Origin of the sequence: Streptomyces sp. NBC_00414 (assembly GCF_036038375.1) — a bacterium.
Taxonomy (GTDB): Bacteria; Actinomycetota; Actinomycetes; order Streptomycetales; family Streptomycetaceae; genus Streptomyces.
Genome location: NZ_CP107935.1, coordinates 8,471,264 through 8,488,666 on the forward strand (window position 1 = coordinate 8,471,264; position 17,403 = coordinate 8,488,666).

14 protein-coding genes are annotated in these 17,403 nt (G+C 70.3%); 6 read left to right on the plus strand and 8 right to left on the minus strand.

Going from position 1 to position 17,403, the window contains the following annotated elements:
- Positions 1-184: 184 nt before the first annotated feature.
- Positions 185-3,070, plus strand: coding sequence for an aminomethyl-transferring glycine dehydrogenase (gene gcvP / locus OHS59_RS36860; protein ID WP_328497662.1), 2,886 nt, complete (start codon positions 185-187; stop codon positions 3,068-3,070).
- Between the two features lie 76 nt (positions 3,071-3,146).
- Here gcvP and OHS59_RS36865 read toward each other — a convergent pair whose 3' ends face one another.
- The 4 genes from OHS59_RS36865 to OHS59_RS36880 form a co-directional block, all read right to left on the minus strand.
- A complete protein-coding gene (locus OHS59_RS36865; protein ID WP_328497663.1) occupies positions 3,147-4,631 on the minus strand; it encodes a carboxylesterase/lipase family protein in 1,485 nt (494 codons plus the stop codon).
- A 212-nt stretch (positions 4,632-4,843) separates the two neighbouring features.
- The gene (locus tag OHS59_RS36870; protein ID WP_328497664.1) at positions 4,844-5,776 is read right to left on the minus strand and encodes a helix-turn-helix transcriptional regulator; all 933 of its coding nucleotides are present in this window, start codon (positions 5,774-5,776) and stop codon (positions 4,844-4,846) included.
- A gap of 537 nt (positions 5,777-6,313) precedes the next feature.
- Complete coding sequence (locus OHS59_RS36875; protein WP_107018633.1) at positions 6,314-6,517, minus strand: DUF5999 family protein; 204 nt, start codon at positions 6,515-6,517, stop codon at positions 6,314-6,316.
- A gap of 412 nt (positions 6,518-6,929) precedes the next feature.
- Entirely contained in the window at positions 6,930-7,520 is a 591-nt protein-coding gene (locus OHS59_RS36880; RefSeq protein WP_328497665.1) for a hypothetical protein, read from the minus strand.
- Between the two features lie 674 nt (positions 7,521-8,194).
- Here OHS59_RS36880 and OHS59_RS36885 point away from each other — a divergent pair.
- On the plus strand, positions 8,195-9,715 hold the full coding sequence (locus tag OHS59_RS36885; protein ID WP_328497666.1) for a glutamate--cysteine ligase: 1,521 nt from the start codon (positions 8,195-8,197) through the stop codon (positions 9,713-9,715).
- 218 nt (positions 9,716-9,933) lie between these two features.
- Here the strand turns inward: OHS59_RS36885 and OHS59_RS36890 are convergent, their stop codons facing one another.
- Positions 9,934-11,703, minus strand: a complete 1,770-nt coding sequence (locus OHS59_RS36890) for a substrate-binding and VWA domain-containing protein (protein ID WP_328497667.1) — start codon at positions 11,701-11,703, stop codon at positions 9,934-9,936.
- Between the two features lie 196 nt (positions 11,704-11,899).
- On the opposite strand from OHS59_RS36890, the gene OHS59_RS36895 reads away from it, so the two are divergent.
- Positions 11,900-12,712 (plus strand): CPBP family intramembrane glutamic endopeptidase, encoded by an 813-nt coding sequence (locus tag OHS59_RS36895; protein ID WP_328497668.1) that lies wholly within the window; start codon positions 11,900-11,902, stop codon positions 12,710-12,712.
- Between the two features lie 99 nt (positions 12,713-12,811).
- On the opposite strand, the gene OHS59_RS36900 is transcribed toward OHS59_RS36895, so the two are convergent.
- Positions 12,812-13,630 (minus strand): PhzF family phenazine biosynthesis protein, encoded by an 819-nt coding sequence (locus OHS59_RS36900; RefSeq protein WP_328497669.1) that lies wholly within the window; start codon positions 13,628-13,630, stop codon positions 12,812-12,814.
- A gap of 197 nt (positions 13,631-13,827) precedes the next feature.
- Between OHS59_RS36900 and OHS59_RS36905 the strand changes: the two genes are divergently transcribed.
- Positions 13,828-14,490, plus strand: a complete 663-nt coding sequence (locus OHS59_RS36905; protein WP_328497670.1) for a PadR family transcriptional regulator — start codon at positions 13,828-13,830, stop codon at positions 14,488-14,490.
- A 131-nt stretch (positions 14,491-14,621) separates the two neighbouring features.
- Here OHS59_RS36905 and OHS59_RS36910 read toward each other — a convergent pair whose 3' ends face one another.
- Entirely contained in the window at positions 14,622-15,050 is a 429-nt protein-coding gene (locus OHS59_RS36910; protein ID WP_328497671.1) for a type II toxin-antitoxin system Rv0910 family toxin, read from the minus strand.
- A gap of 209 nt (positions 15,051-15,259) precedes the next feature.
- Complete coding sequence (locus tag OHS59_RS36915; RefSeq protein WP_217459888.1) at positions 15,260-15,448, minus strand: hypothetical protein; 189 nt, start codon at positions 15,446-15,448, stop codon at positions 15,260-15,262.
- 221 nt (positions 15,449-15,669) lie between these two features.
- On the opposite strand from OHS59_RS36915, the gene OHS59_RS36920 reads away from it, so the two are divergent.
- Entirely contained in the window at positions 15,670-16,218 is a 549-nt protein-coding gene (locus OHS59_RS36920) for a Clp protease N-terminal domain-containing protein (RefSeq protein WP_443061556.1), read from the plus strand.
- Positions 16,219-16,356: 138 nt separating this feature from the next.
- A complete protein-coding gene (locus OHS59_RS36925; RefSeq protein WP_328497673.1) occupies positions 16,357-17,367 on the plus strand; it encodes an EamA family transporter in 1,011 nt (336 codons plus the stop codon).
- The last annotated feature ends 36 nt before the right edge of the window (positions 17,368-17,403 follow it).

Below are 17,403 nucleotides of genomic sequence, written 5' to 3' on the forward strand. Positions count from 1 at the left end.
TCACTCTGGAAAGCAGAGCGGTGTTCGAGTGTTCGACGGGCCTCCGCTCTCACCGACGGTGAAAGCCGGCGCGCCTTCACGGCGAGCCGGTGAAGCTCTCAGGTTGAGATGACAGAGGGGGAGGCCGTTCGGGCACCCACATCGTGGTGCCCCTCGAAGGTCGTCAGACCAGGAGGCCTCCGTAATGACCGCCCAACGTATTCCGCTCTCCGAGCTCGAACAGGGAATCCCCTTCGAGCAGCGTCACATCGGGCCCGACTCCGCGGCCCGCGCCAAGATGCTCGCGCAGGTGGGGTACGGCTCGCTCGACGAGCTGACGGCCACCGCGGTGCCGGATGTGATCAAGAACGCCGACGCGCTGGAACTGCCGGGTGCGCGTACCGAGGCCGAGGTGCTGGCCGAGCTGCGCTCCCTGGCGGATCGCAACCAGGTGCTGGACTCCATGATCGGGCTCGGTTACTACGGGACGTTCACGCCGCCCGTCATTCTGCGCAACGTCATGGAGAGCCCGGCCTGGTACACGGCGTACACGCCCTATCAGCCCGAGATCTCGCAGGGGCGGCTGGAAGCCCTGCTGAACTTCCAGACCGTGGTCGCCGACCTGACCGGACTGCCGACCTCCGGCGCCTCGCTGCTCGACGAGGGCACGGCCGCCGCCGAGGCCATGGCGCTGTCGCGGCGCATGGGGAAGAACAAGAAGGGCCTCTTCCTCATCGACGCGGACACCATGCCGCAGACCATCGCCGTGATCCAGACCCGTGCCGAGCCCACCGGCGTCGAGGTCGTCGTCGCCGACCTGAGCGACGGCATCCCCGCCGAGCTGGCCGAGCGCGAGATCAACGGCGTACTCCTCCAGTACCCCGGCGCCTCCGGTGCCGTGCGGGACCTCAAGCCCGTCGTCGACCGGGCGCACGAGCTGGGCGCGGTCGTCACCGTCGCCGCCGACCTGCTCGCCCTGACGCTCCTCACCTCGCCCGGTGAGCTGGGCGCCGACATCGCCGTCGGTACGACCCAGCGCTTCGGTGTGCCGATGGGCTTCGGCGGGCCGCACGCCGGATACATGGCGGTGCGCGAGAAGTTCGCGCGCAGCCTGCCCGGCCGGCTCGTCGGCGTCTCGGTCGACGTGGACGGCAACAAGGCGTACCGCCTCGCCCTGCAGACGCGGGAGCAGCACATCCGCCGCGAGAAGGCGACCAGCAACATCTGCACGGCTCAGGTGCTGCTCGCCGTGATGGCCGGGATGTACGCCGTCTACCACGGCCCCGAGGGACTGAAGGGCATCGCTCAGCGCACCCACCGCTACGCCACGATCCTCGCCGCGGGTCTGAGGGCGGGCGGTGTCGAGGTCGTCCACGAGGCGTACTTCGACACCCTCACCGTGCGGGTGCCGGGCCGGGCCGCCGAGACGCTCGCCGCCGCCCGCCAGGGCGGGGTCAACCTCCACCTCGTCGACGCGGACCACCTGTCCCTCTCCTGCGACGAGACGACCACGCGGGCCCAGCTGGGCGTCGTCTGGTCGGCGTTCGGAGTCGACGGCGATGTGACGGCACTGGACGGGACCGCGCAGGACACGCTGCCGGAGCCGCTGCTGCGCACCGACGAGTACCTCGCGCACCCGGTCTTCCACCAGTACCGCTCGGAGACGGCGATGCTGCGCTACCTGCGCCGCCTCGCCGACCGTGACTACGCGCTCGACCGGGGCATGATCCCGCTCGGCTCGTGCACCATGAAGCTCAACGCGACCACCGAGATGGAGCCGGTCACCTGGCCCGAGTTCGGGCAGCTGCACCCCTTCGCGCCCGCCGAGCAGGCGCAGGGCTACCTGACGCTCATCCGTGAGCTGGAGGAGCGGCTCGCCGAGGTCACGGGCTACGACAAGGTGTCGTTGCAGCCCAACGCCGGTTCGCAGGGTGAGCTGGCCGGTCTGCTGGCCGTCCGCGGCTACCACCGGGCCAACGGCGACGAGCAGCGCACCGTCTGTCTCATCCCGTCCTCCGCGCACGGCACGAACGCCGCTAGTGCCGTGATGGCAGGGATGAAGGTCGTCGTCGTCAAGACCGCGGACGACGGCGAGATCGACGTCGAGGATCTGCGTGCCAAGATCGAGCAGTACCGTGACGAGCTGTCCGTGCTGATGATCACGTACCCCTCGACGCACGGCGTGTTCGAGGAGCACGTCGCCGACATCTGCGCGCAGGTGCACGAGGCGGGCGGTCAGGTCTACGTCGACGGCGCCAACCTCAACGCGCTGGTCGGCCTCGCCAAGCCCGGTCACTTCGGCGGCGACGTCTCGCACCTCAACCTGCACAAGACCTTCTGCATCCCGCACGGCGGCGGCGGCCCCGGCGTCGGCCCGGTCGGCGTGCGCGAGCACCTGGCGCCGCACCTGCCGAACCACCCGCTGCAGCCCGCCGCGGGCCCGGAGACGGGCGTGGGCCCGGTCTCCGCGGCGCCCTGGGGTTCCGCGGGCATCCTGCCCATCTCGTGGGCGTACGTCCGTCTCATGGGCGGGGAGGGCCTCAAGCGGGCCACGCAGGTCGCGGTGCTCAGCGCCAACTACGTGGCCAAGCGTCTGGAGCCGCACTACCCGGTCCTGTACACCGGTCCCGGCGGGCTGGTGGCGCACGAGTGCATCATCGACCTGCGGCCGCTGACCAAGGCGACCGGTGTGAGCGTCGACGACGTCGCCAAGCGGTTCATCGACTACGGGTTCCACGCGCCGACCATGTCGTTCCCGGTGGCCGGCACGCTGATGATCGAGCCCACCGAGAGCGAGGACCTCACGGAACTCGACCGGTTCTGCGACGCGATGATCGCCATTCGCGCGGAGATCGAGAAGGTCGGCTCGGGCGAGTGGGCGGCGGACGACAACCCGCTGCGCAACGCGCCGCACACCGCTGCCGCGCTCGGCGGCGAGTGGGAGCACGCCTACAGCCGCGAGGAGGCCGTGTTCCCGGCCGGGGTCTCGGCCGCCGACAAGTACTGGCCGCCGGTGCGGCGGATCGACCAGGCGTACGGCGACCGGAACCTGGTCTGTTCCTGCCCGCCGCTGGACGCGTACGAGGACTAGCGGGAAGGCCGTAGTGGCGCACCCGGGTACTTCCGCACCCGGGTGCGCCGCGGGGCATGACCTGCCCCGCACGGCGTCACCTGTGTCCGTCCCACAGGGTGCGCTGCCGCGGGCGTGGGTCGGTGAGCGGCTTCGAGACCGTGTCGAAGCGCATGGTGGTGCGGTCCTCGGAGTCGTACGCGGGCCAGCCGGGGTCGCCGTGGGTCGCGAAGGAGACCCAGGCGCTGTGCATGGCGTCCGCGAGGTGCTGAGGCGGCTCGGTGCCGAGCAGCGGCTTCATGGCCGGATCGTCGAGACGGTCGAAGACGAAGGGCATTTCGAGGGTGTGGCAGGCGCCGAGGCGGCCGTCGAAGGTCGGCGGCCGCCAGCCGAACTCGTACACGAACGTGGAGCCCGCCCCGCCGGAGCGCTGCTCCGCGAGACGAATGGCGGGCAGGCGGTAGAACCAGTCGGTGACCAGGGCGGCGAACAGCTCACCGGGAGAGGCGTCCGGGCGCTCCGCGCGGTAGGCCGCTGTGGCCTCGTCGGGGTCCAGGCCGTAACCGGCGGCGGCGGCCCGCAGGTGGGGCTCGCCTATGTGGTCGAGTACGCCGGTGGGGACGAGGAAGAGCCGGAACTCGTCGCTGTTGGTGCCGATCAGGATGTCCACATCGGCGCCGGCGCCGGAGGAGATGGCCTCGATGGGGGCTACGGGGAGCAGGGCTCCGTCGACGACCGGTTCGAAGGGCATCATGTTCTGCGCGATCTCGCCCCACAGGACCGGATCCGGGTTGGCCGCGATGGTGGCGCGCAGTTCTTCCACGCCCCGCACGAGCCGCTCCGCCGGAACGTCGGCGATGGCGCGGCGGGTCGGGGGGACGCCGAGCAGCCCGGCCAGGCCGTGCCCGACAAGTCTGGCGGTGGCCGGGCTGATGGCGTGGTGTGCGGCGCCGCTCTGCAGCGCGGCGCGGCGGAAGAGGCCGGCGGACCGGGGTGAGGCGAGCAGGGCACCGATGCTCATGGCACCGGCGGACTCGCCGAAGACGGTGACGTTGGCGGGGTCGCCGCCGAACACGGCGATGTTCTCCCGCACCCAGTGCAGAGCGGCGAGCTGGTCGAGCAGACCGAGGTTGGCGGTGTCGCCGTCGTCGATCGCGAGGAAACCGTCGGCGCCGAGGCGGTAGTTGATGGTGACGCAGACGACGCCGTCGCGGGCGAAGCGGCTGCCGTCGTAGAGGGGGACCGACCCGGAGCCGTTGGTGAAGGCACCGCCGTGCAGCCACACCAGGACCGGCCGATGCCCGGCCGTGTCGGGGGTCCAGACGTTGAGGTTGAGGCAGTCCTCGCCGGGGAGATCCACCTCGGGGATGATCTCGTCGAGCGGGGCGGGGTACGGGCCCTTCGGCGCGGTGGGCCCGTAGGCGCGGGCGTCGCGGATGCCCTGCCAGCTCTCGACGGGCTGCGGCGGCCTGAAGCGGTTCGGGCCGGAGGGGGCCGCGGCGTAGGGGATGCCTTTGAACGCGGTGATACCGCCGGTGAGTTCTCCGAGCAGGGTGCCGTGCGGGGTGGTGACGGTGGGCATGGGGTTCCTTCTTGCTGGCTGGCTGGCTGGCTGGGGGCCGGGGGCTGAGGTACGCGGTGTGAGGGCTTGCGGTCTGCTGGGGCGGCGCGCGGAAGTGCGCAGGCTTCGGTGGCCTGTTCGGCTCATGCCTGATGGGGGGTTGGGGCGAGGGGAGAGGAGAGGGGCCGGCGACGACGTCGTACCGGCTGTTCGGGACTGCGCGTGGCAGACGTTCAGTTGTCGTCCGGCCGGGTGGCGAGGCGTGCCAGGCGGTCCGCTGTATCCGTACCGGGCTGGGGTCGCAGAATGATCAGACTGTGGCCGGCCGTCGCGCTCAGGACGATCTCGCAGGTCAGGTCGAGACGGCCGAGTTCGGGGTGCCGGAAGGTCTTGGCCGTCGATCTGTTGGGCTCGACCTCCATCTTTTCCCAGTACGACGCGAACTCAGGGCTCCTGGCCGTCAGGTCGGTGATGAGCCGGGTGACCGTGCTGTCGTGTCTGCGTGCGGCGGCCGCCGCACGCAGACTGGCGACGTATCCCTGACCCGTCGCCTCGTCCTCTTCGAGGAAATCCTGTGCCCGGGAGTCCGGTTCGGTGAACCATCGCCAAGTCGCGTTCGCCTGCCTGCCGGTGCGCTGGGCCCAGGGGCCGAACAGAGTGGCGCTGAGACGGTTCTGCGCGACGATGGTGGTGAGGTCGTCCACCACGTGGGCGGGTACAGCCGTGAGCGAGTCGAGCAGGAACATCATTCCCGGCTCCACGTACCGGTCCGCCGCGGGGTCCGCCGGAGGTTCGAAGCCGGCGAGGCGGTACAGGTAGTCCCGTCCGTCGGCCGACAGCCGCAGCGCGCGGGCCAGCCCGGCCAGGATCGGCTGTGAAGGGTGCGTCCCACGGCTCTGCTCAAGCCGTTCGTAGTAGTCGACGGAGATGTTGGCCAGCAGCGCCACTTCCGAACGTCTCAGCCCTGGGGCGCGTCTGCGTGGTCCGGGGAACAGTCCGACGTCCGCCGGGCGTAGTGCCTCGCGCCTGGCACGCAGGAATCGGCCCAGTTCGCCGTGGTCCAACGGCATTGTGTTCTCGTTCGGTCGCGCCTTGCCGGGCGGGTACGTGGGGGCCGGCACGGGAGTTGGTGTCGTCGTTCCGTGCGGCTCTGCGGGCTCGCGCATTGAACTCCGGCTCCTTGACGAGGGTCAACAACTGGCGGTCACCAGGCCCCGATGTCGGTGGTGCCCGCTCCGCAGTTTGAGTCTGGCCCGTGGCCGAGGGGGTTGCAGCGTCCTGTCCGGACCCGGTTCAGCGGGGCGACGGTGAGGCCTTGCGGTGTGATCCGGCTGGATGTATTGCGTGTGGTGATCTGGCGGCGGTGGGGCTCGTCGCGCCGTTCCCCGCGCCCCTAAAAGCAAGAGATTGCGCCGTTCCCCGCGCTCCCAAGAGCAAAAGATTGCGCCGTTCCCCGCGCCCCTGAGGGGGGTTGCGCCGTTCCCGCGTACCTGAGGGAGGTCGCGTCGGGACTCGTGTGCTTCAAGGCGAGGGGGGCGGGGGCCTGAGGTGAGGGCTGAGGGGAGTGGGGTTGTTACGGGGAGTAGTGGTGTGGACGTGCGTCGGGGCCGGTTCCGGGAGTGGTTCCCGGGCCGGCCCCTCTTGTTCTTCGGTCTCTCTTCTGCCGGGCGGCCTGCCCCGCCGCCCGTACTGCGCCGTGCCGCTCAGGCCGCGGTCATGACGTCCAGGGCCAATGGCCGGTGCGGTGCGATGATCCGGCCGTCCGGCAAGAGCTCACCGGTGTCCTCGAAGAGCAGGACGCCGTTGCACAGCAGGCTCCATCCCTGCTCCGGGTGGTGCGCCACGAGGAGCGCTGCCTCCCGGTCGGCGGAGTCGGCTGTCGGGCACGGTCGCTGGTGCTGGCACATTGATGGGATCTTTCGCTTCGGTGTGAGGTCGGTGTTCGATGTGTTGTCTGTTCTGCGGCTCGAACTGGTGTTCATGGCCGCCCCCCGATTGTCAGATGGTCCGGAACCCAGTGTTGCCCTACAAGCGTCAATCCGCAGGGATTTGACGTCAGCACTCCTCACAGGTTGATGACGCATCACCCGTGCGGACGGTTCATCTCAACTGGGTTGTCCCTTTGGGTGGTTCGGAATGGTCGGATGGGGCTAGTCCGGATGGGCCGGGAGTGCGCTGCGTTCTGCACGTGTCACTCCACGCAACGTTCTCCCCGTGTCCTTCCGGGATGTTCGGGTGCCCGCCCCGTCGGGTCGCCGCACACAGCGAGGTGCCCCGCGGCCGGAATGTCGGCCGCGGGGCACGGGAGCGCGGGTGTGCTCAGGCGGGTGAGCCGAGCAGCGGAGTGGTCGCTGGTGTCAGCCGGTGGGTGAGGACAGGCAGCAGTTCGGCCACGCGGTGCGGGCGGTGGGCGGCGATTCCGGGCGGGGCGGGTGCCAGTGGCACCAGCAGGTCGGTGGCGGCGAGGTGACCCTGCGTGCCGTCGGCGTCGGAGTCGCCGTGCAGCCAGAGTGTGAGCATGTAGAGACCGGGTACCGAGAGCAGACGCGGCTGGTACGACCCCGGCATCGTCTCGGCCTGGCGCAGGGCACGCTCGGTCGCGGTGACGTACGGGCCCTCGAAGAAGTGGGAGAAGGCCCAGCCGTCGGGGGTCAGCCGGGTCTCCGCGGCCGCTACGGCACGTTCGTGGCATCGGATGAGGAAACGCCATCCGGCGAGCCGGGTGGCCGAGGTGCCCACCGGGGTGATCTGGTCCAGTACGTGGACGGGCAGCGGGAGTTCGGGGGTGAGGGGTCCCTGGGTGTCACGGAGGGACGGGGTACGGGCTTCGCGGACCGCGGTCGGGGAACCGAGGGCCGTGAGGACGGAGCGCAATGCCGGCGCGGGAGCCGGAGGGACGTGCAGCGGCATGGTGGGTCGCCTCTCATTCGACAGGCATGGTGGCGCAGGGGCGGGGGCGGACGGCGCTGTCAGCTCTCGGGGTCAAAGGGGCGGGGGCATAGGGCCTGTCGCCGAAGTGATGCCTGCCGCGCGGTGTCCGGCACGCGTGCTCGCCGAGATGCCGGAGGGCTCCGGTAGCCTCGCTTCGCTACAAGATCCTTCCGGCAACTTTGCGATCGCACGCACAGGACGCCGCACGGGCCGCCCTTCGGGTAAATGCCGTCACCTCGACGACAGGCCCTGCGACCGCGAGCGCCAACTCTCTGCCTCGTTCGCGGAGTTTATACGACACGTGTTCAGGCCGTGTTTCAACTAGCCGCTCCGCACATTAAGTGCAAGAGGCAATTAGGTCGTCGTTACGTGTGTTTGGTCCTGGTTCTCGGCGGGTACCCGTCGATGACCTCGGAATACTCTTCCGAAGTGGACGGCCGGTTCTCGTCGACGTTTTTCACGACAGAGTCGACCGTCAAGAAAAATGTGGCGCCTCATGCCTAGTGAATGTGCCCGGAGAAAGCTGAGTTCAGAGTAGTGCCCGGGGGGTGGGTCCGGGGCGTTATCGATCACATTGCCTGGGCATCATCCCCCGTGACCCGGGACACCAGCGGCCGGTTCTTCGGGCGGCCCAGTCGAGGAGGGAAGCTTCGATGGGGGAGAAGGTCGTGGCGGGGACGATCGGTCTGTCCGACCGCCGACGGTACCGAGAGAAGCTGCAGCAGTGCCTGGAGGGACTGGCGCGGTTGCTGGCGGAGGAGCGGTTCGACCGCCCCAGGAATCTCATGGGTCTGGAGATCGAGCTGAATCTCGCAGGCCCCGACGGCATGCCGCGCATGATGAATGCGCAAGTACTTGAGCGCATCGCGAGCCGCGATTTCCAAACAGAACTCGCCATGTTCAATCTGGAAGTCAACATTGCTCCCCACCGGCTCGAAGGCCGGGTATTCGACCGGCTCGCCGAGGAGCTGCGCACCTCCCTCGCGTACGCGCACCGGAAGGCGAACGAGGTCGATGCCGGAATTGTGATGATCGGTATTCTGCCGACGCTCGCCCGTGACGACCTGGTCTCCGCGAACCTTTCGGACGTGGACCGCTACACGCTGCTCAACGACCAGATCGTGGCGGCCCGCGGCGAGGACTTCACGCTGGACATCGAGGGCGTGGAGCGGCTCAAATGCACCTCGGCGTCCATCGCGCCCGAAGCGGCCTGCACATCTGTGCAGTTGCATCTTCAGGTCACCCCCGACCGGTTCGCCGACGTGTGGAACGCCGCGCAGCTCGCGGCCGCGGCGCAGATCGTCGTGGGCGCCAACTCGCCGTTCCTCTTCGGCCGTGAGCTGTGGCGCGAGTCCCGGCCCCCGCTGTTCCAGCAGTCCACCGACACCCGTCCGCCCGAGCTCCAGGCGCAGGGGGTCCGGCCGCGCACCTGGTTCGGCGAGCGGTGGATCTCCTCGGCGTACGACCTCTTCGAGGAGAACCTGCGGTTCTTCCCTCCCCTGTTGCCGCTGCGCGACGAGGAGGATCCGATGCGCGTCCTCGACGAGGGCGGCATCCCGAGCCTCGCCGAACTCGTGCTCCACAACGGCACCGTCTACCGGTGGAACCGCCCGGTGTACGACGTCGCCGACGGCGTCCCGCACCTGCGGGTCGAGAACCGCGTGCTGCCCGCGGGCCCCACCGTGATCGACGTCGTCGCCAACACGGTCTTCTACTACGGGCTCGTGCGCGCCCTGGCCGCGGAGGCGCGGCCGGTCTGGACCCGGCTGCCCTTCGAGGCCGCGGCCGCCAACTTCGACCAGGCCTGCCGGTACGGCATCGACGCGCAGCTGGAGTGGCCGCGGCACGGCAGGTACGGCGGGGTCACGCGTGTGCCCGGGGTGCAGCTGGTGCTCGACGAACTGCTGCCCCTCGCGGCGGCGGGGCTGGACGCCTGGGGCATCGAGCCGGCCGACCGGGACCTCTATCTCGGTGTGATCGAGGAGCGGTGCAAGCGGGGAGTCAACGGGGCCTCCTGGCAGTCCCGTACGTTCCACAAGGCTCTGGAGAGCGGCATGGGACGGGATGCCGCGCTGGCCGCCACGACGAAGCGGTACAGCGAGCTGATGCACCTCGGCGAGCCGGTGCACACCTGGCCGGTCGGGCTGCGGGAGCCGGCGGTTCCGCTGGGGTGACGGGAACCGGCCGGCCCGGTGGAGCGACGGAGGCCGGCCGGCCGGGGTGACGGAAGCCGGCCGGTCCGCCGGGGTGATCGGACGCGGCTGGTCACCCCGGAGCGATGGGGGGCCGGTCCGCCGGAGTGACCGGAGGTGACCGGTCCGCCGGGGTGTCGGTCGGCCGGAGGTCGCCGGAGTGGCCGGAGCGCGGGCCGGTCGGTCGAAGTGAGGGCGGATCAGCCCGTGTTGCCCGCCTTCACGACGGCCTTCAGGATCACCGAGTGGATCTGGGACGGGTCGGTGACCAGGTGTCCCGAGCCGCCGGTCGCCTCCGCGATCTTGTTCAGCTCGTTCTTGTCGGCCTTGGGCCCCACGGCGATCGCGATCAGGGGGACGGGCCGCTCCGGGTCGGCGATCCTGCGGAGTTCGGCGATCAGACCGTCGCGCGAGATGCTCCCGGGGTCCTGGTTCACGCCGTCGGTCAGCAGGACCAGCGCGTTGAACTTGCCCTTCCGGTAGGAGGCGGCGGCAGCCTTGTACGCGGCCAGCGTGGTGTCGTACAGGCCGGTCGCGCCGTCCTTGACCGGCTTGAGGTCGCTGAAGGCGGCCGACAGCCGGTCCCGCTGCGTACTGCCGCCGACCTGGTCGCCGAGCCGGTCGGTCGGGACGAGGACGCGGTAGTCGCGCTTGCCGTCGAGCTTCCTGGAGAACTTCCACAGCCCGATCTCGTCCTCCGGGGTGAACGTCGCCAGGGCCTGGAGCAGTGCCGCCTTGGTCACGTCCATACGGGACTCGCTGGTGCCCGGCACCGGGTCCGACATGGACGAGGAGGCGTCGACGACCGTGGTGATACGGGCACTCTGCACCGTGATCGTCCACATGCCGAGGGCCTCCTCGATCTCCTTGTCCGAGGCCGGCCTCTCGGGCACCTCCTTGTACGGCTGCGGGGCGCGCCCACCGGCTCCGGCCACCATCGCGGCCGGGATCTCGTCCTCATCCGTACGGAAGCCGTGCTTCTCCAGGATTCTGCGTCCGTCGGGCTCACCGAGCAGGGTCATGAACCGCAGCGCGGCCCGGCTCTCGTCCGTCGTCAGTGTGGGTTCGTCGACCAGCGCGAACGGATGGTCGAGCCGGGGCGCGCCGTCCTTCGGATAGAAGAGGTCGAGGTCGTCGCCGCTGTCCGCCGACGCGTTGTACGCGAACGCCGCCTGTTCGGAGAGGATCAGCGCCTGGTTGCGCTTCGGGTTGCCCTGCTCGGTGCCGGAGAGGTCGCGCGGCAGGGTGTCCAGAACCTGGCTGTCGCTGTCCGAGGTGCGCTGCGAGAGGGCCTTGGCGGTGGCCGCCGCCAGGGTGTCGCCGCCCTTCGACCTGCCCGCAGTCTGGGCCAGCTGGGTCAGTGCGAGCAGACCCGTGGCGCTGCGCGAGGGGTCACCCGCGCCCAGTTTCAGGCGGTCGCTCGACATGGTGACGCCGGCCAGCTCGGTCCAGGAGTACGTCTTCTCGGGCCAGCCGAGTGACTTCGCGGCCGTCGAGACCATGGCGACGCCGATGGGTGAGGAGGCGACATTGCCCGCCGGTGTCACCGGTATCGACTGGTCGTCCGCCACGACCCTGTCCACCCACACGCCGGAGTCCGGTACCCACACCTCGAAGTCGGCCTCGCTCTTCCGCTTCGACCGGAGGGCGTCCGCGACCTTGAAGGTGTCCCGGGCGGTCACACTGATGTCGAGGCAGCTGCCGTCGGACGTGACGTCGTTGTCGCGGGCGTATTCGGCCGCGTCCCTGAGTGCGGGCGCGATGCCGGGAGCGGCGGCGATCCTCAGCCGTACGGCGCTGTCCCAGCAGGACGAACCGAAGGAGAGCAGGCCGCCGTCGATCGCGGCGACGGTGCCCCCGGCGAGGATGGTGACCAGGGCGGTCGCGAGCGCCACATTGCGGTGCCGTGTGCGTGACCGGGGGCCGGTGCCGTTCCTGCGCAACCCGTCGGGCAAGCTGTGACGTCCCATGGCGGTGGTGCCCCTCCCTGATCGAGCCCGGAGCCGTTGAAGCGGTGAAATGGCCGAATGGTATGGCACAAGGGGAGTGCACCCCACATGGCGTCCGTCCCTCGACGGCCTGTCACGCACGATCTTCGCAACTTCTTTCGAGACCCTAGCGGGGCGAAGATGGGCTTGAGGCGGGATTACGCAACTGGAGGCATGAGTGCAGGTGGGGCAGGGGCCGGTGGCTGATTCTTTTCCCGGGGATCCCGAGGGACGGCCCGAGCGGCGGCGGATTCTCCGCGACGAGACGCTCCTCGTACTGGGCGTCTCGCTCGGGGCGAGCGGGGTCTCGGCGCTGATCAGCTTTGTCGGCTCGGTCACCAGGCCGGGAGGTCTGAAGGACCAGGCGGCCACGCTCAACGCCTCGGCGGCCCCGGGCCGTCCATGGCTCGATCTGGCATGGCAGCTGTTCGGTATCGCGTCCTCGCTGGTGCCGGTCCTCCTCGTCGCGCACTTCCTGCTCCGGGAGGGCAAGGGGCTGCGCACGCTCGGATTCGACCGTACGCGGCCCTGGTTCGACCTCGCCCGTGGCGCCGGGGTCGCCGCGGTCATCGGCAGCTCCGGCATCGCCTTCTACCTGGCGGCGCGCGGACTCGGGTTCAACCTCACCGTGGTGCCGGAGGCGCTGCCCGAGGTGTGGTGGAAGTACCCGGTGCTGATCCTCTCCGCGCTCCAGAACTCGATTCTGGAAGAGGTCATCGTCGTCGGGTATCTGCTGCGACGCCTCGGCCAGCTGGGCTGGACGCCGGTCACCGCCCTGGTGGCCAGCTCGGTGCTGCGCGGCTCGTACCACCTCTACCAGGGCATCGGCGGGTTCATCGGCAACATGGTGATGGGCGTGGTCTTCGTCTGTCTCTACCGCCGGTGGGGCCGGATCGGGCCGCTGGTGGTCGCCCACTCGCTCCTCGACATCGGCGCGTTCGTGGGATACGCGCTGCTGGCGGGGAAGGTCGGGTGGCTGCCGACCGCGTGAGCGGCGGGGATGCGCGGGGCACACGAAGGGGCGTACGGGTGAGCCGTACGCCCCTTCGTCTTGTCCCGTCTCGCCCCGGCTACGGTCGATGGGCGCCGCTCACACGAGGAGGTCGCCCTCGATCACGGTGACCGCGCGGCCCGAGAGCAGCGTGCGGTCTCCGCGGAGCTCCGTGCGGACCCGACCGGAGCGGGCCGATGCCTGCAGGCCGGTCAGTCCGGTTCGGCCGAGGCGCTCGGACCAGAACGGCGCGAGGGCCGTGTGGGCGCTGCCGGTGACCGGGTCCTCGTCGATGCCGATGTTCGGGAAGAAGCAGCGGGAGACGAAGTCGTAACCCCGGGACGGGTCTTCGGCCCGGGCCGTGGCGATGATGCCGCGCTCGGAGTGGCGGCCCAGGGACGCGATGTCGGGGGTCAGGCCCAGGACGGTCTTCTCGTCGGCGAGTTCGACGAGCAGGTCACCGATGTTCGGGCCGGTGTCATGGGTACTGAGGGGCTCGGCACCCAGAGCCTCGGCGACACCCTGCGGGATCTCGACCGCGGTGAGCGGGGCGGTCGGGAAGTCCAGCGTGATGGAGCCGTCGTCCCCCGGGGTCGCGATGAGCACGCCGCTCCGCGTCGCGAACCGCACGGGGCCCTGTACGGCCCCGGTGGTGGCCAGCACGTGCGCGGTGGCGAGGGTCGCGTGGCCGCACATCGCGACCTCGGCGGCGGGGGTGAACCAGCGAAGCGCCCAGTCGGCCTCGCCTCCCTCCGGCAGGGGGTGGGCGAACGCCGTTTCGGCGTGATTGACCTCCAGGGCCACGTCCTGCAGCCAGGTGTCGTCCGGGAAGGACGTCGAGGAGTCGAGGAGGAGGACCCCGGCCGGGTTGCCGGCGAAGGGGCGGTCGGTGAAGGCGTCGACGATACGGATCCGCATGGGCCAGACGGTAGGCGCTGATCGCGCAAGGGGGCCAAGGCCAATTCGGGGTGGGTGGCCCGGACGGCGGGGCGGCCCGGACGGTCGGGGTGGCCCGGGGAGATGAGGCGGGCGCGCCCGGGGGCCTTGCCAGGCGAGTGCTTCCGATATATCGTTGACGCATCGCGACAGATCAACGATGGAATGGAGTGATTGCGATGCGTTCCCATGGAGAGGAATACGGACCGGGCTTCGGCCCAGGTCACGGGCATGGTCGTGGACGCGGCCGGGGTGGCCCCGGCGGCGGTCCTGGCGGTCCCGAGAGGGGCGGCTTCGAAGGACGGCGTGGGGCTTTCGGTCCCTTCGGTCCCGGCTTCGGTGGTCCGGGCTTCGGCCCGGGCCCCTGGGGTGGGCGCGGAGGCAGGGGCGGACCGCGTGGCAGGGCGCGGCGCGGTGACGTACGCGCGTCGATCCTGGCCCTGCTCAAGGACCGGCCCATGCACGGCTACGAGATGATCCAGGAGATCGCCGAGCGCAGCGGCGGGGCGTGGAAGCCCAGCCCCGGCTCGGTGTACCCCACCCTTCAGCTGCTGGAGGACGAAGGTCTCATCAGCAGTGCGACCGAGGGTGGCAAGAAGCTGTTCTCGCTCACCGAGGCGGGTCGCGTCGCGGCCGACGAGGGGCCGGAAGCGCCCTGGGAGGACGCGGGACGCGGGGTCGACTGGGAGGCGCTGAGCGACATCCGGCAGGCCGGCTTCGGTCTGATGGAGGCGTTCGGGCAGGTCTGGAAGACCGGCAGCAAGGAGCAGCGCGAGAAGGCGCTGGCCGTCATCAACGAATCACGCAAGAAGCTGTATCTGATCCTCGCCGACGAGGACTGATGGCTCACCCGGCCGAACCGGCCGTGGCAGAGGGGGGTACCTCGGCTTCGAGGTACCCCCTACGTGGTGGTGGGGGATCGAGTGGGAGCCGCGTGCGTGTGGAAGTGTGTGTGGCAGTGGCGGGGAGTCCTTCAGGCGACCAGGCCGCTCAGTTTGCGCAGGGACTCGTTGAGGGCCGCGGTCGCCGAGTCCTTGAGTTTGCCCGCCATCAGTGAGACGGCGGCGCCCGTGAACTCGCCGTCGATACGGACCGTGGTGGCGTCCCCTTCCGGGACCAGGGTGTAGCGCGTGGCGACCGTCACGGACATCGGCCCCTTGCCCCGGATCGCGAGCGTGCGGGCCGTCTCCAGTTCCTCGATGGTCCAGTTGACCTCGGCGGGGAAGCCCATGAGCTTCATGTTCTCCTCGAACGTGCCGCCGACTTCCAGGGTGTCGGGGCCGCCCTTCGGGAAGCTGGTGTGGGTGGAGTTCCACTCGCCGTACGAGGAGAAGTCCGTGAGCTGCGCCCAGACCTTCTCGGCGGGCGCCTCGATCCGTGCTTCCGCGCTGACTTCGGCCATGCGGCCACCCCCTTGTCTCGGGCGCTGCGCCGGGCGCAGCTGGCTACGGTGTCGCGGAACGTAGCCGTAGAGCCGTGAACATTCAATACTGATGAACCGTCAGGCGGTGTGGAGATGCTGTTTCGTCTGCCGTCTGCCGTCTGCCGTCTGCCGTCTGCCGTCTGCCGTCTGCCGGCCGCCGTCCCGCGGCTCCCGCGCCGTGGCGGGGCTCAGCCCACCCGCCGTATCACCGCCGCGTCGAACAGGTCCCACGCGCGCGGGAAAGGCCCTTCGTCGTGGCAGTGCCACGCCTCCCAGAACAGGTCGGCGAGCAGCGCGTCCTCGGGGGCGTAGACCCGGTACACGTACTGCCTGCCGTCCACCGACGGCAGAGCCACCAGCCAGCACCTGCTCTCCATGTCCCTGTGGACGAGTGCCGGAGCGGCACGGTTGCGTGAGGGAGTTGCACCGGAGGCCCCCTGAGGCGCGGAGCAAAGCGGCGCGCGCTCCTGGGGGAGAAAACGGCGCGATGTCATTCGTAAGGAGGAGGAGCCGGACACCGGTGCCCACCCTGTGTCGGACGCGAAGATGCTTCCCCGCGAGGATGACCGGTTGCCGGGGGGCTGATGAGGTGGGAGACGTGCAACACCGTATCTCCCACGAGCAGGACGCCGAGCTGGACGCCGGACGTGGCCCGGTCGGCCCCGATGTCGAGGCCCGCCTCAGCGCGGAGCTGGCGGCGGTGGTCGCGGGCGCGCGCCGAAGAGCGCTGCGGGACGGTGACCGGCAGATCGACACGGCTCATCTGCTGCACACGCTCCTGGAGTCGGACCCCGAGGCGCGCGAGGCATTCGGCAGCGGGCCGCAGATCGCCCGGCTGCTCGGCTACCTCGTCCAGCGCAGCATCGGCTACGGGCTCCGCTGGCAGAGCTCGGTCGAGAACTCGGGTGCCGTGCCGGTGGTGACCGAGGACGGGTGGTCACCGGTGGCGGCCGGCGTCATGGCGGCCGCGTACGAGCGCGCCGTGCGGCGGGGCGGCCTGCTCGCGGACGGCGTCGACCTGCTCGCCGCGCTCGCCGCCGAACCCGGGTCCCGGGCCGTGGAGGTGCTGGGACGCGCGGGGGTCGACGTACGGGAGCTGCTGGTGCGCCTGGACGGTGTGATGGCGGAGCGGGGCCTCGAAGCCTGAGTCGTTCGCGGACGCCTGCGCCGAGGAGTGGGCCGGGGTCGGGTGCCGGTTCAGGTTCGGCGTGTGCGTGTGTGTGCGCGTCCAATCGTTGAGACAGGTGTCAACGAGGGTGACGCTCATGTCGTCGCCTGTCATCATGTGCCGGTGCATACGTCAGAGATCAGTCACGGCCGGCGCGGCAGAGGCGTCGGGCTGGGGCTCGCGCTCGGGTCGGCGGTCGCCTTCGGAGGATCCGGCGTCGCCGCCAAACCGTTGATCGAGGCGGGTCTCGACCCCCTGGACGTGGTGTGGCTGCGCGTCGCGGGCGCCGCGCTGGTCATGCTGCCGCTGGCCGTACGCCACCGGAACCTGGTGCGTCGGCGCCCCGCGCTGCTCGCCGGATTCGGGCTGCTGGCCGTCGCGGGTGTCCAGGCCTGCTACTTCGCCTCGATCTCCCGGATACCCGTCGGGGTCGCGCTGCTCGTCGAGTACCTCGCGCCCGCGCTGGTCCTCGGGTGGGTGCGGTTCGTGCAGCGCCGGCCCGTCACCCGTGCCGCGGCCCTCGGTGTCGTCCTCGCCGTCGGCGGTCTCGCCTGTGTCGTCGAAGTGTGGGCGGGACTGAGCTTCGACGTCCTGGGACTGCTGCTCGCGCTCGGCGCCGCGTGCTGCCAGGTCGGTTACTTCGTCCTGGCCGACCAGGGCGGCGACGCGGGGGAGGAGGCACCGGCCCCGCTCGGCGTCATCGCGTACGGGCTGCTCGTCGGCGCGCTCGTCCTGACGGCCGTGGCGCGCCCGTGGGGCATGGACTGGTCGGTGCTCGGGGGCGGTGCGGACCTGGACGGGACGACCGTCGCGGCCTCGCTGCTGCTGGGCTGGATCGTGCTGATCGCGACCGTCGTCGCCTATGTGACCGGTGTCCTCGCGGTGCGCAGGCTGTCGCCGCAGGTGGCCGGAGTCGTGGCGTGTCTGGAAGCGGTCATCGCGACCGTACTCGCCTGGGTGTTGCTCGGAGAACACCTCTCGGCGCCCCAGATCATCGGCGGAGCGGTGGTGCTGTGCGGTGCCTTCATCGCGCAGACGTCCGCGCCCGCCAAGACTTCGCAGGAGCCGGTGGCACGCGGGGCGGGCGGCACCGAAAGGGAGATGTCCGAGCGGGGAACCGCCGTCTGACCCGTCTTCTGGCCCGTCTCCCGTCCCTGGAAACGT

Excerpts from the sequence above, each read along its gene's own strand:
- gcvP (WP_328497662.1), top strand. The coding sequence starts at position 185 with ATGACCGCCCAACGTATTCCGCTCTCCGAGCTCGAACAGGGAATCCCC.
- OHS59_RS36865 (WP_328497663.1), bottom strand. The coding sequence starts at position 4,631 with ATGCCCACCGTCACCACCCCGCACGGCACCCTGCTCGGAGAACTCACC.
- OHS59_RS36870 (WP_328497664.1), bottom strand. The coding sequence starts at position 5,776 with ATGCGCGAGCCCGCAGAGCCGCACGGAACGACGACACCAACTCCCGTG.
- OHS59_RS36875 (WP_107018633.1), bottom strand. The coding sequence starts at position 6,517 with ATGTGCCAGCACCAGCGACCGTGCCCGACAGCCGACTCCGCCGACCGG.
- OHS59_RS36880 (WP_328497665.1), bottom strand. The coding sequence starts at position 7,520 with ATGCCGCTGCACGTCCCTCCGGCTCCCGCGCCGGCATTGCGCTCCGTC.
- OHS59_RS36885 (WP_328497666.1), top strand. The coding sequence starts at position 8,195 with ATGGGGGAGAAGGTCGTGGCGGGGACGATCGGTCTGTCCGACCGCCGA.
- OHS59_RS36890 (WP_328497667.1), bottom strand. The coding sequence starts at position 11,703 with ATGGGACGTCACAGCTTGCCCGACGGGTTGCGCAGGAACGGCACCGGC.
- OHS59_RS36900 (WP_328497669.1), bottom strand. The coding sequence starts at position 13,630 with ATGCGGATCCGTATCGTCGACGCCTTCACCGACCGCCCCTTCGCCGGC.
- OHS59_RS36905 (WP_328497670.1), top strand. The coding sequence starts at position 13,828 with ATGCGTTCCCATGGAGAGGAATACGGACCGGGCTTCGGCCCAGGTCAC.
- OHS59_RS36910 (WP_328497671.1), bottom strand. The coding sequence starts at position 15,050 with ATGGCCGAAGTCAGCGCGGAAGCACGGATCGAGGCGCCCGCCGAGAAG.
- OHS59_RS36915 (WP_217459888.1), bottom strand. The coding sequence starts at position 15,448 with ATGGAGAGCAGGTGCTGGCTGGTGGCTCTGCCGTCGGTGGACGGCAGG.